Consider the following 13,054-nt stretch of genomic DNA (forward strand, 5'->3'; position numbering starts at 1 on the left):
TAGCTGAATACCTCTGTGATTGCTGTTAATCAGCTTCAACCAACACGGGTGAGAGGGAGGTGGATGAAATTTGGTCGCTATTCTAATTACCTTTAGAAAAATAGCAATCGTTTGCGTGGTTTTGTGATGAAAAAATATCGCTGGCACATTTTTATGGTGCTAGCGAAAGAAAAAAGAGGTTATTGGCTGTAGGTAGGATTTTTACTGCGCTGTCGGGATCACAACTTGGTTGCAATCAATGCAAAGTTAGCGGTAGGCGCAGATCATAAGCAGACTTTTAACTGCTTGAAGTAAGGTGATGTTATTAACGAAGGAAAGTGCCATCCAAGCATCGGATTACACTTGCTTGGCTGGCAGAGAAACTGCGGATAATGCTGATAATACTAGGCGTTAGAGTAGTTTTCGCGTTGCCCTAACCAGCGTTCGATAATTGCTGCCGCATTGGTTGGATATTTATCGTGAATGTATCGCGCCAGTTTTTGCACTTGTGGGATTAAGTATTGGTCGCGCACTAGATCTGCCACTTTAAAATCGGCAATACCGGTTTGCTTGGTGCCAAGCAGTTCCCCTGGTCCTCGAATTTCCAAATCGCGCTGGGCTATGACAAAGCCATCGCTGCTTTCGCGCAGTACCCCTAAACGCTTTTGTGCGGTTTGTGATAGCGGGGCGTGGTACAAGAGCACACAGTGACTGGCAACCTGACCACGACCAACACGACCGCGAAGCTGGTGGAGCTGGGCTAAGCCGAGGCGCTCAGGGTTTTCGATCACCATCAGGCTGGCATTAGGCACATCGACCCCAACTTCAATCACGGTAGTGGCGACCAAGAGATCCAACTCGCCGTCTTTGAACTTTGCCATCACCTCTTGTTTTTCCGCCGCTTTCATTCGACCGTGTACCAAGCCAATTTTGAGCTCGGGCAACAAGGCGGTAAGTTCATCGGCGGTATCTGAGGCGGCTTGCGCTTCTAGCACTTCCGATTCATCAATCAAAGTACACACCCAATAGGCTTGGCGCCCCTCGTTTTGGCAGGCGGAGCGGATGCGTTCGATGATCTCTTGGCGACGACTATCCGACACCGCCACGGTTTTGATTGGGGTTCGTCCTGGTGGCAATTCATCAATGACTGAGGTTTCTAAATCCGCATAGGCCGTCATGGCTAAGGTACGCGGGATAGGCGTTGCTGTCATGATTAACTGGTGCGGGTAGCGTCCTTGATTCGCCCCTTTCTCACGAAGCTCAAGACGCTGATGAACACCAAAGCGGTGTTGCTCATCAATGATCACCAAGGTGAGGTTATTGAACACCACTTGGTCTTGGAATAAGGCGTGGGTGCCGACCACCATTTGTGCCTCACCACTCTCAATGCGCGCCAGTTCAGCCTCGCGTGCTTTGCCTTTGAGCTTACCTGCTAACCAGCCCACTTGAATACCGAGCGGGTTGAGCCAGTTAGCAAAGTTCTGGGCATGCTGCTCAGCCAAGAGTTCGGTTGGTGCCATCAGTGCCACTTGGTAGCCGTGCTCGATGGCACGTAACGCTGCAAGAGCGGCAACCAAGGTTTTCCCCGAGCCGACATCCCCTTGCACAAGGCGCATCATAGGGTGCGCTTGGGTCATGTCTTGCTCGATATCGGCAACGACCCGTTGCTGCGCACCGGTTGGGCTAAACGGTAAGCTGGCGAGAAATTGCTGTTTGAGGGTGTCTTTAGCACTGAGTGGCCATGCATCGTGACGTTGGCTTTTGCTGCGCACGGCGAGCATTGATAGGTTTTGCGCCAGTAGCTCTTCTAGGATCAATCGATGTTGAGCAGGGTGTTTGCCTTCTTCTAATTGGTCGAGCGAGACATCGGGTGTTGGGCGGTGCATCACTCGCAGCGCTTGCGTGAGCGTCATCTGACGATCGTATAAGCCATCGGGCAACAGTTCGCTGACCGCCGCTTTGTCGAGCAGCTTGAGAGCTTGATCGGTGAGACCACGCAGCGTTAACTGGCGTAACCCTTCGGTAGTTGGGTATACCGGCGTTAAGGTTTCTTCGACACTCAGCTCGGTCGGCTCGGAAAAGACTTTGTAGTCGGGGTGAATGATTTCGACCCCGAACTTACCGCGTTTGATTTCGCCGTAGGCTTTGACTTGTTTGCCTTCCGCCAAGCTATTTTTCATTGCGGCATTGAAGTTGAAAAAGCGTAGCGTTGCCGCACCGTTGCCGTCGCTGATCTTCACGCTCAGCATTCGGCGTTTACCAAAGGTAATGCTGCAATTGAGCACCTCGCCTTGAATGGTAAGGTGTTGCCCCGGCATGGCGCTGGCAATCGGCCAGATTCGGGTGCGATCTTCATAGCGGAGTGGCAGATGGAACAACAGATCTTGAACCGTGTTGAGCCCAATTTTGCTGAGTTTTTCTGCCATTTTTGCGCCGACACCAGAAAGCTCAGTGAGGGCAATGGTATCGAGGAGTTGTCCGCTCATCGCAAATCCTTATCTGTGATTAGTTCTTTTTCTTTGGCTCAATGGCCTGCATGGTTGCCCACCATGCTTCGTCTGCCACGACTTGACCGTTTTCATCTAGCGGTGGGTAAGGTAGCCCTTTACGCTTAGCCACCTTGGCTAAAACAGGGTGACCACGTTCGAACAAAATACGGTGCACAACATCGTCTGGCAGTTGGGTTTGCTCGCTGTCGTACATGCCCGCATTTTGGCGCTGACGCTGCGCTTCGTACAGGATCAAGGCGCTAGCAACCGAGACGTTTAACGACTGTACCATACCTACCATAGGAATGATGATGTCTTGATCGGCAAGCGATAGTGCTTCTTGGGTGATCCCATTTTTTTCGCCGCCTAAGATGATGGCAGTCGGTTTGGTGTAATCCACGTCACGAAAATCAATCGCGGTATCAGAGAGGTTGGTCGCCAATACCTGCATGCCTTGCTCTTTGAGGCATTTCACAGCATCGACCATGGTATCGTGGGTTTCAAGCTCGACCCAATTGCGCGCGCCAGCTGAGGTATTACCCAGCATACGCATTTTTTTATCCGGCCATACCGCGTGCACCTTGTGGATGCCAACCGCATCTGCGGTACGCACAATCGCGGAAACATTGTTAGGCTTGTGTACTTCTTCCATGCACACGGTGAGGTCGACTTGACGGCTTGCCAGTACAGACTGAATGCGTTGGTAACGATCAGGCGTCATAAGGTATTTTCTCGTCCATAAATAAAAACGCCCATAGCGGGCGTTTATAAATCAGTAGATTGCGGTGTTTGTCGTCAGTTTTTCTGACGTGATACACGCACCACGTTTGGCATCACGCGGATACGACGCATGATATTTGCCAAGTGGATCCGACCTTTGGTGGTCAGACGAACTGTGATGGTGTACAAACGACCGTCTTTTTCTTCGGTCGCTAGCCCTTGAATATTCGAGCCAGTCGCCGCGATGGTGTTGGTGAGATCAGCAAGTGCCCCTTGGTGGTTTTGCATATCCACTTTGAGGTTAGTGACAAACTCTTGATCGAACTCTTCACTCCATTCCACCGCCATGTACTTATCCGGCTCCTTCTGGTAGCCACGGATGTTTGAACATTCTTCACGGTGGATCACCAAGCCTTTGCCCGGACTCACATGAGCGACAATCGGGTCGCCATGGATAGGGTGACAGCAGTTGGCGTAGGTCAGTAAGATCCCATCGGCCCCTTGAATGGGTAGGCGACGTTTGGTTTCTTCTTCGTGTTGGTTGAGCTCTTCTGGGTTACCCAGCAGACGACGAGCAATAACCACGCTCATCAGCTCACCCAAACCAATATCGGTTAGCAGTTCATCCATCGAGCTTAAACGCAGATCTTCCAGCACTTGCTGTAAGTTATCTGGATTAATTTGATCGATGTTGAGCTCACCCAGCGCATGGTTAAGAAGACGGCGACCTAAAATGATCGACTCTTCACGGCGCATGGTTTTCAGTACCTGACGGATCTTGGTACGAGCGCGAGAGGTCACCACATAGTTCAGCCATGCCGCATTCGGACGTGCGCCCGGTGCGCTGATGATGTCGATAGTCTGACCGTTCTTAAGCGGTTTGCTTAGCGGATACGGTTGACGATCAACGCGGGCACCAACACATGCATTACCTACATCGGTGTGTACCGCGTAGGCAAAATCGACCGCAGTGGCGCCAACAGGCAACTCGACGATACGACCTTTCGGGGTGAAGACGTAAATTTCGTCTGGGAACAGATCGGATTTTACGTTCTCGATAAATTCAAACGAGCTACCAGCACTTTGCTGCAATTCCAACAGGCTTTGCATCCAACGCTGAGCTTTTACTTGCGCTGTAGTGCCAGAGCTTTCGCCATTTTTATAAGTCCAGTGCGCCGCGACCCCTTTGTCTGCCATTTGGTCCATGTCTTCGGTACGAATTTGTACTTCAACCGGCACCCCGTGAGGGCCAACAAGAGAGGTGTGGAGTGACTGGTAGCCATTGGCTTTTGGAATGGCGATGTAGTCTTTCATGCGGCTTGGACGTGGTTTATACAGGTTGTGTACCTGACCTAGCACGCGATAACAGGTATCCAGATCTTTGACTAAGACGCGGAAAGCGTAGATGTCCATGATCGAGTGGAAACGCTGCTCTTTGCTCTTCATCTTGTTGTAGATGGAGTACAAATTCTTCTCGCGGCCAACCACTTGGCCTTCAATTCCCGCATCTTCGAGGCGACCCTCGATTTCCGCGTGAATCTTATTAATCATTTCTTTTCGATTACCGCGCGCCGCTGCAACCACTTGCTTCAATACTTTGTAACGGTTCGGATATAACGCTTCAAAGCCCAGCTCTTCTAGCTCGGTTTTGATGTTATGGATACCTAAACGGTGGGCAAGGGGAGAGAAAATCTCTAGCGTTTCGCGGGCAATACGACGGCGTTTATCCGGACGCAGAGCACCTAGGGTGCGCATGTTGTGCGTACGGTCTGCCAGTTTGATCAGAATAACGCGAATGTCATGAGCCATTGCCATGATCATTTTACGGAAGTTCTCGGCTTGCGCTTCTTTGCGGTCGCGGAACTTCAGTTTATCCAGCTTCGATACCCCATCTACCAACTCAGCAACGGTGGCACTGAAGCGAGTTTCCAAGTCTTCCTTGGTGACTTCGGTGTCTTCGATTACATCGTGGAGGAGGGCTGCCATTAGCGTCTCGTAGTCGAGGCGCATTTCCGCAAGGATGCGGGCTACGGCAATCGGGTGGATGATATACGGTTCGCCACTTGAGCGAGTCTGCCCTTCGTGAGCATCGCGCGCAACGAGGTAAGCCTGCCTAAGAGCCTCAATTTGAGGCTCAGGCAGGTATTCGGTTGCGACTTCTTTCAGGCTATCAAAAAGATACAATCGCCCGGTTCCCTGAATTAACGGTGGTCGCCTGCAATAGCGCTAACTGCTGCTAGCTCTGCTGCTTCTTGCTCTTGAAGTTCTTGACGCTCGCGAGCATCTAGAATGTCTTTCGTGATCAGACCTTCTTCGATCTCACGAAGTGCGATCACTGTGTACTTGTCGTTTTCTTCTGGAACCAGTGGATCCTTGCCGCCAGTTTGCATTTGACGAGCGCGGCGTGAAGCAATTTGGATCAGATCGAAACGGTTGCCAATTTTATCAACAGCGTCTTGAACGGTTACGCGTGCCATGGAGGACTCCAGTGGTTATATAAAAAAAGATGGAAAATTGTACAAAATTACTTACTGTTCTGCCAGTAGGGCATTCAGCATGCTGTTATATTTAGCAGCTTGCTTGTCTTGCTTCAATCGTTCTGCGCGGATAATCGCTTTGAAATCGATCAGAGCAACATCAAAGTCATCGTTAACGATCACGTAGTCGTATTCGTCGTAATGTGAAATTTCAGAGCGAGCTTCTTCCATACGACGGGCAATAACAGCTTCGCTGTCTTGACCACGTGCGTTGAGACGGCGCTCAAGTTCTTCTTTTGATGGTGGCAGGATGAACAAGCTTTTCGCTTCTGGCATTTGCTTGCGAATTTGGCGCGCACCTTGCCAGTCGATATCAAGGAATACGTCGATACCCTTGTTTAGCTGTTCTTCAATCCACGGACGAGACGTACCGTAGTAGTTACCAAATACTTCAGCGTGCTCAAGGAACGCACCTTGATCAGCAAGCTCAGTAAATTCTTCAACACTAACAAAGTTGTAATGAACACCGTGCTCTTCACCAGGACGCATGCCGCGTGTGGTGTGAGAAACCGATACTTTCATGTCATAAGTTGGGTTGGTTTCCAATAGGGCGTTAATCAGACTTGATTTACCCGCACCGCTTGGTGCCGACACAATGTATAACGTACCTTTGCTCATTGCTGTTTCACTCAGTGTTAGAAGGGCGCGCAGATTATCATGAACTGCAGATAATTTAAATCAGAGAGTCAAGGAATAACCAATATTATTTGTGCTTCATTAATTCCCTGATCGCTCTATTAAAAATAGCACGGGGAATTATGTCAATCGGGTGAAGTTGTCGAGCATGGCGGCGAAGCTGAATTTTTCAGCCGCCTTGCGCTGGTTGGCTGCACCAATTTTTTGCCATTGCTCTGGGTTGGCGATCATATCCGCAAGTGCGTCATTGAATGCCTCTGGCGAGACGATATAGCCGAGGTTTTCCGCTGCAACCATGGTATTGATATCCCCAACATCGGTGGCGACAACTGGCATGCCAGCCCCCATGGCTTCCAGTATCGATATTGGCATCTGCTCGGTATCCGAAGTCAGGCAAAAAACGTCGCCTTGAGCGAGAAATTGCCACACATCGCTGATATAGCCGCTAAATTCCACGCGTTCGCTAGCCTCATTTTGCTCGGCATAGCGCTTGAGTTCGTCCAGCAGAGGTCCGCTACCGCCAATCAACAATTTTCCCTCGGGAGCCGTGGCGATGAAGCTATCTATTAGCCGATGGATATTCTTTTCGGCGCGTAATGTTGCCAGGGTTACCAAGGTTGGTGCCTTGCCTTTGGATTTCGGAACTCGCTCAGGGAGCGTAGCGGGAATATGGATACCGTTGGGAAAGTAGCTCAGCCTGCTTGCGGGGAGCCGCCAGTCCCGCTTGGCAATCGCCATCAGGTTATAAGACGGTACCACGACTTGGGTGCTGCCCGAGAGCGCGAAGCGGCGGAAGATATTGCGCCTAGGGAGGGTGGCCTCTTTTTCTTCGGGGCCAAAGCCGTCTTCCCAATGCACCCCCTTGCAGGCGCCTGTCAGGCGGTTGACCAGCGTCCATTCAATCGCGCCCCAGTTGTAAGTCATCAGGGTGTCCGGCTTGATGGTTTGTAGGCGCTCCTTGATGGCATTGAAGCGCTTTGCCAGCCCGAGGGCTTTCATATCACCGACATCGACAAATTCGATATTCACACCGTTAGCTAATTTGCTTTTGGCCTCGCAATTGCCGTCAAGGGCGATAATGGTATGGCGGTAATCCCCGAGGCTGGCATTGATGATTTGGGCCAGCCGAACCTGGGGACCACCAATTGCAAAAGTCGAGAACACATGTAAGAGGTGTCTGGTCATGACGTCGGCTCTTTTTGGGCGGTGGTCTCTGGTTTATGTACTGCGATGGCGCGTTGTATGAAATCCTGTTTGTCTGCTGTTGGCTGCCAGTTGAGGAGTGTTTTTTCGGTCGTGTTGTCAAAGGAAGCTGTCATCGCCCTAGAGCGGAGGTCACGCAATGCTGGCATGGGCGTTTTTCGCCCTGCGATACGCTTGACTGCCCATTTACCTAGCTCTTGGGCATATAGCCACTCGGTGGGCTGCGAGGTGAACTGGTAAGGCCGTTCTAGCTGGTTGCGTAATAGTGAAACATATTCTTTAGCGTTCAGTCGTACATCGCCGACGAGATTCAATGCTTTACCCTTGGCATTCTTGGCCGTAAGCGCCGCGACGGTTGCGTTGGCAACATCCTCAACAAGCACAAATGGCAAGGCGTTATTCCCCCTATTCCAACCAATAAAATGCTGGCAATTGTTGAAGAAGCCAACCCCGGTGTGATTGATTAATCCGCCTTCGCCAATGACCACGCCAGGGCGAAGCAGCACAAAGTCCAATTGTGGGTATTTGGTTAGCAGCAATTCATCCGCAAGGGCCTTGGCTCTTGAGTAGTCTGCTCTGAGCTCAGGTTGCGGATCCGGTGGGGTCTCGCTGGTGATGGTATCCGTATCACCGAGGTAAAGCGAAGCAATTGAGCCGACATGGACAAGACGTTCAACTTTATGTTGGAGGCATGCATTGGCAACGGTCTCTGCTGAGCCGACCATCGCATCATAGATCTCTTGCCATGAGCCACTTCCGCCACCGTGGGCAAGGTTGATCACATAAGTCGCCTTACTGATGGCGCGATTGACCGCCTTGCTGTCCCGAACATTGCCTTTGAGTAAAGTAATGCCGGGTTGGTGAAATAGGGATGGTAGCGCATTAATGTTTCTTGCCATGACCCCAATACTGTAATTTTCGGCTTGCAGTTGCTTAATGACCTGACGACCGATAAAACCGGTACCGCCAATAACTAAAACGTCAAATTTACCCTCATCCTCAAAAAGTGCGTCTGTTGGGGTCTCTGCTGGAAGCGGGTGGAGAAGTTCTGGGAACCCCTGCTGGGCTAAGGTATGGCAGAACGAAATGATCTTGTGGCCGAAGTCGCCACTGTGGACAGGTGTCACTTGTTGATCCAGAGCTTGGTAGAAGTGAACCATGCTCGCTTTCATGGAAGACGAAAAGGGGTCTTTCGATGACGTTAAGCCCGCAATGGCGGTTGAGTACTGGAACAGTTGTTTCAGGCCTTGATAGCAAATGGAGCTTGCCTGACGTGTAGCACTGACGGCGATATCAAGGGCTGGTAGGAAACGACTTCGGGTTTGGCAAGATAGCTGGTTGTTGATGAAATCAATGTTTAATACGCCATCCTCCCCAATGACTTTCATCTGCCAGACAGGAAAATCTTGGCCCATGGCAAATGAAAAGTGGTAGGGAATGTTCAATTCTCCCATGATATCTAACCGCTTTATAAAAGGGCGTTGTGCCGTAAGCGCCGTTGGTTGGCTCGCTCGGCATTGGGTATCGCCACGGGGCAAGCCAAACAATGAAAATAATTGCGAGATTGGATGGACAGCTTGCTCAAGTAGGATGTTGACGGGCTTGCTGAACATCCAGTGGCCATATTGGCCAGCATCGAGTTGCCTCAACGGCATCTCGTAATCGAGCTTTACTGATTTAACCGGGCCAATTTTCCCTTCGGCCAATAGCGCTTTGGCTTTGAGGAGAGCCGGGTGGAAAATAAAGTTTTGGTTGACCGCGAGTGTCGCCCCTTTTTGTTTGGCTAGCAGGACCAGCTCGTCACACTCAGCGGCTGTTTCAGCCAGTGGTTTTTCAACCAAGACATGCTTGCCATGGCTGAGCAGCGCATGAGTGAGGGAGTAATGATGGTTAGGGGGAGCGAGAATGTGGGCGGCATCGAATTCAATGGTATTCAGTGCTTCCTGAATGCCTGTAAATGTATGAGGGATATTAAATTGTTTGGCGAGGTTGCGTGCTGCGTCTTGGTTCGGGTCTACAATGGCTACAATATTGATATTTTTTAGCTGTTTCAGTGTGCTGGCATGGATGTTTGAGATAAAACCGGCACCACACAAGATAACGTTATATGTTTTATTAGCTTCCATTCCTACGCTCCAAGCGGTCATCTAATGACAAGGATTAATAAACGCAATAAATCAATTAACCATGGCGAGTTAATACGACTTAGTTTCCCTACGATAAAATTAACTATAGCAAGGGATATCAGAATGTTGGGGCTGTTTGAACTATCGGGTTGAGTTAAGGGTGCGTAATGAAGTGAGGGCATTGATATGGTTTTATTTCATACTTTTGGGTACCAAGGTTGGGCTTTAGCTTTGCTTTCCGTATGATGCGATGGATATCAATAACTAAATAGAGCTGAGGGTCGCGTGGCAAAGACGTTATTTCAATTAAATTTACAGCAACATTTTGGTGGTGGTGAGGTTTACACTCATTTTTTATGTCAGGGCTTAGACGCGTTGAGTGTTGATTACACTTTACTGACTCACCCTAAAGCCGAGTATTGGAATAAGTTATCTTTTGAGCGTGATGTCATTACGCCGATCAGTCCTGATTTGGATGGTGTGTTGGCAGCCCTGGGTGAAGAGCCGGCTATTTTGTTAACCCATGGCGGGATAGATAAAGCGTGGCGTACAGCCATTAAGGCGAAAGGGCACCGTTTAATTGCGATTGCGCATATGCCGTTATATGGTCGAGACCCTTCATCTTATGATCATTACGATGGCGTTATTGGCGTTTCTCAATACGTTATCGAGAGTTTGAAAGATGCCAAGGTTGAGAATATCTATCCTGAACCTTGGTATGGGGTTGCATCGCTAACGCGTAACAAGGAAGCGAATAGCCCAATTCTGAAAGCCTCTTGCTACGACTGGGACCTCCGCAAAGGACGCGATCGTATTCTATCTTGGCTGGAACCGGTTTATGAACCATTTCGTCCTAAAGTGGAGTGGCAGAAAAAGCCAGGATTAACCATAGGTATTGTGTCGCGATTAACGCCAATTAAGCAGTTCCCTTTGATGTTTGAGCACATAGCACAAGCGCTGTCTGAAGTGCCTGACGTGAACGTGGAAATTTTTGGTAGCGGCGGTTATGCCTCGGTGCGCGATTTACGAAAAGCCCTTGCGCCACTTGGCGATCGGGTACGTTTTTGGGGTTTCCAAAAAAATGTTGAAGGTATCTACCGTCAGCTTGATTTTCTAATGGCGGGGTTGCCAGAAAAAGAAGCCTTGGGTTTGAATGTCATCGAAGCCCAACATTGTGATTTACCTGTGTTGGCGGTGAATGCCTCACCATTTGTCGAGACCGTTGCCGATGGCAAAACGGGCTTTTTGTTTACCGACCCTCGTCAAGATAATGGTGCCGAGCTAAAAGCCATTTTGACTGAGATCCAACAGGGTGAACGAGCGATGCCACAGCCAGTTGACCACAAAGCCCACCTTGATGCTTTCTCGCAGCCTGTCTTTACTCAGCGTGTTGAAAAAGCCCTACCTTGGTTAATGGTTTAAGTCTGCGTACTTCTGACTATTGCTAGTTTTGGATGTAAAAAAAGCGCCGTTGGGCGCTTTTTTCTTTTGAGCTGGCGATAACGCTTATTCAATATTTTGAATTTGCTCGCGCATTTGCTCGATCAGCACTTTGAGTTCAACGGCTGATGCCGTGATCTCGGTGTTGATTGATTTAGAGGCTAGGGTGTTCGACTCACGGTTGAACTCTTGCATCATGAAGTCTAAACGGCGGCCACAAGCGCCACCTTTTTTCATGATTTTCTGGGTTTCTTTCACGTGCGAGTCGAGGCGATCCAGCTCTTCTGCCACATCGCTCTTTTGTGCCAACAAGATCAGCTCTTGCTCAACGCGGCTAGCGTCAAGCTCAATTTTGGCTTCTTCAAAACGGCTAAGTAGACGTTCACGTTGCCATGCCATTACTTCTGGCATTTGGGCGCGTACTTTGCCTGCTTCTTCGGTGATCGCATCAAGGCGCTGTACAATCAGAGCTTTCATGTTTTCGCCTTCGCTCGCGCGAGCTGCAATGAAGTCATTCAGTGCTTCTTCAAAGCCTGCGAGTAGGTCTTTGTTGATTGCATCTAAATCTTGCTCTGGTGCTTCCATTACCCCCGGCCAGTTCATCACTTGGAACGGGTTGATGTTACCTTCGCCAGCGGTGTCTTTCACCCACTGCGCGGCTTTGATCACTTGTTTCGCTAGCTCTTCGTTGATTGATAGCTCGTTGCTTGCCGCCGTGTTGGCTTCAAAGCGCAGGTTACATTCGACCTTGCCGCGAGCAAGGCGTTTACGAAAGCGCTCGCGCAGTACTGGCTCTAAGCCGCGGAACTGCTCAGGCATACGCAAGTAGGTTTCTAAGTAACGCTGGTTTACCGAGCGGATTTCCCACACGGCGCTGCCCCAGTCGCCTTTTACTTCACGGCGCGCGTAGGCGGTCATGCTATGAATCATTGGCTGATGGCCCTTATGTTAGCGGTTCGCTGACAAGTCATTCCTTGTCGCGTTGATGGCATGATTATACGCAGCATTGATAATAAAAGAAATTGAGTGTCGATTGGCTTATTGCCGCCCAAGCGCTGCAATTGTCGGCGTACGGTAGCAATCGTTTAGCAAAGGGTTCGCACTTGGCTGCGTAACTGGCTATAATCGCCGGTTAAAATTACTCAGTCAGAGGTTATCCCGATGCGTCCAAGTGGCAGAAAGCCTGAACAAGTTCGTCCAATTACCATTACGCGTAACTTTACTGCGCATGCTGAAGGTTCAGTATTAGTGGAGTTCGGTGATACAAAAGTGATCTGTACCGCGAGCGTGGAAGAGAATGTACCGCGTTGGCTAAAAGGTAAAGGTCAGGGCTGGGTAACTGCTGAATACGGTATGTTGCCGCGTGCAACGCATTCACGTAATCGTCGTGAAGCGGCAAGTGGTAAACAGGGCGGTCGTACCATGGAAATCCAACGCTTGATCGCACGTAGCTTGCGTGCAGCGGTGGATTTAGAAGCGCTTGGCGAGCAAATGATCACCGTTGATTGTGATGTGATTCAAGCTGATGGCGGCACGCGTACGGCGTCTATTACTGGTGCGATGGTTGCGCTGGTGGATGCGATTAACTACATGCTAGAAAAAGGCATGCTTAAGCAAAGCCCACTAAAAGGCATGGTCGCAGCAGTCTCCGTTGGTATTTACAACGGCGAGCCTGTTTGTGATTTGGAATACGTTGAAGACTCAGCGGCTGAAACCGACATGAACGTGGTGATGACCGAAGAAGGCAAGATGATCGAAATTCAAGGTACTGCCGAAGGGGAAGCCTTTAGCCATGAAGAGTTGCTGGCAATGCTGGCTCTGGCGAAAGACGGTATTACCGACATTATTGCGATGCAGAAGGCAGCGCTGGAAAGTTAATTACATTGAGCGACTCGATTGAGTCGCTTTTTTTTGTCTAAAATTT

General features: G+C 49.9%; 10 protein-coding genes. 2 read left to right on the plus strand and 8 right to left on the minus strand.

Going from position 1 to position 13,054, the window contains the following annotated elements:
* Positions 1 to 383 precede the first annotated feature (383 nt).
* The 7 genes from recG to A3K86_RS08615 form a co-directional block, all read right to left on the minus strand.
* A complete protein-coding gene (recG, locus tag A3K86_RS08585; protein ID WP_068330489.1) occupies positions 384 to 2,465 on the minus strand; it encodes an ATP-dependent DNA helicase RecG in 2,082 nt (693 codons plus the stop codon).
* Between the two features lie 19 nt (positions 2,466 to 2,484).
* Entirely contained in the window at positions 2,485 to 3,189 is a 705-nt protein-coding gene (trmH, locus tag A3K86_RS08590) for a tRNA (guanosine(18)-2'-O)-methyltransferase TrmH (RefSeq protein ID WP_068330490.1), read from the minus strand.
* 74 nt (positions 3,190 to 3,263) lie between these two features.
* Positions 3,264 to 5,372: a bifunctional GTP diphosphokinase/guanosine-3',5'-bis pyrophosphate 3'-pyrophosphohydrolase gene (gene spoT / locus A3K86_RS08595; RefSeq protein WP_068330491.1), complete on the minus strand. Its 2,109-nt coding sequence runs from the start codon at positions 5,370 to 5,372 to the stop codon at positions 3,264 to 3,266.
* Positions 5,373 to 5,389: 17 nt separating this feature from the next.
* Positions 5,390 to 5,665, minus strand: a complete 276-nt coding sequence (rpoZ, locus tag A3K86_RS08600) for a DNA-directed RNA polymerase subunit omega (protein WP_036821454.1) — start codon at positions 5,663 to 5,665, stop codon at positions 5,390 to 5,392.
* A gap of 51 nt (positions 5,666 to 5,716) precedes the next feature.
* Positions 5,717 to 6,343, minus strand: a complete 627-nt coding sequence (gene gmk / locus A3K86_RS08605) for a guanylate kinase (RefSeq protein ID WP_068330492.1) — start codon at positions 6,341 to 6,343, stop codon at positions 5,717 to 5,719.
* Positions 6,344 to 6,481: 138 nt separating this feature from the next.
* Positions 6,482 to 7,546: a glycosyltransferase family 4 protein gene (locus A3K86_RS08610; RefSeq protein WP_068330493.1), complete on the minus strand. Its 1,065-nt coding sequence runs from the start codon at positions 7,544 to 7,546 to the stop codon at positions 6,482 to 6,484.
* Positions 7,543 to 9,690 (minus strand): NAD-dependent epimerase/dehydratase family protein, encoded by a 2,148-nt coding sequence (locus A3K86_RS08615; protein WP_068330494.1) that lies wholly within the window; start codon positions 9,688 to 9,690, stop codon positions 7,543 to 7,545. The genes A3K86_RS08610 and A3K86_RS08615 overlap by 4 nt, the downstream gene beginning before the upstream one ends.
* Before the next feature lie 285 nt (positions 9,691 to 9,975).
* Here A3K86_RS08615 and A3K86_RS08620 point away from each other — a divergent pair, with 285 nt between their 5' ends.
* Entirely contained in the window at positions 9,976 to 11,112 is a 1,137-nt protein-coding gene (locus A3K86_RS08620; protein WP_068330495.1) for a glycosyltransferase family 4 protein, read from the plus strand.
* A gap of 84 nt (positions 11,113 to 11,196) precedes the next feature.
* On the opposite strand, the gene A3K86_RS08625 is transcribed toward A3K86_RS08620, so the two are convergent.
* Positions 11,197 to 12,060 carry a YicC/YloC family endoribonuclease gene (locus A3K86_RS08625; protein WP_068330496.1) on the minus strand — a complete coding sequence of 288 codons (864 nt, stop codon included), beginning with the start codon at positions 12,058 to 12,060 and terminating at the stop codon, positions 11,197 to 11,199.
* Positions 12,061 to 12,291: 231 nt separating this feature from the next.
* Between A3K86_RS08625 and rph the strand changes: the two genes are divergently transcribed.
* Positions 12,292 to 13,008, plus strand: a complete 717-nt coding sequence (gene rph, locus A3K86_RS08630) for a ribonuclease PH (RefSeq protein ID WP_068330497.1) — start codon at positions 12,292 to 12,294, stop codon at positions 13,006 to 13,008.
* Positions 13,009 to 13,054: the final 46 nt, after the last annotated feature.

It is taken from the genome of Photobacterium jeanii (assembly GCF_001650345.1).
In the GTDB taxonomy this organism is placed as follows: Bacteria; Pseudomonadota; Gammaproteobacteria; order Enterobacterales; family Vibrionaceae; genus Photobacterium; species Photobacterium jeanii.

Excerpts from the sequence above, each read along its gene's own strand:
- recG (WP_068330489.1), bottom strand. The coding sequence starts at position 2,465 with ATGAGCGGACAACTCCTCGATACCATTGCCCTCACTGAGCTTTCTGGT.
- trmH (WP_068330490.1), bottom strand. The coding sequence starts at position 3,189 with ATGACGCCTGATCGTTACCAACGCATTCAGTCTGTACTGGCAAGCCGT.
- rpoZ (WP_036821454.1), bottom strand. The coding sequence starts at position 5,665 with ATGGCACGCGTAACCGTTCAAGACGCTGTTGATAAAATTGGCAACCGT.
- gmk (WP_068330492.1), bottom strand. The coding sequence starts at position 6,343 with ATGAGCAAAGGTACGTTATACATTGTGTCGGCACCAAGCGGTGCGGGT.
- A3K86_RS08610 (WP_068330493.1), bottom strand. The coding sequence starts at position 7,546 with ATGACCAGACACCTCTTACATGTGTTCTCGACTTTTGCAATTGGTGGT.
- A3K86_RS08615 (WP_068330494.1), bottom strand. The coding sequence starts at position 9,690 with ATGGAAGCTAATAAAACATATAACGTTATCTTGTGTGGTGCCGGTTTT.
- A3K86_RS08625 (WP_068330496.1), bottom strand. The coding sequence starts at position 12,060 with ATGATTCATAGCATGACCGCCTACGCGCGCCGTGAAGTAAAAGGCGAC.
- rph (WP_068330497.1), top strand. The coding sequence starts at position 12,292 with ATGCGTCCAAGTGGCAGAAAGCCTGAACAAGTTCGTCCAATTACCATT.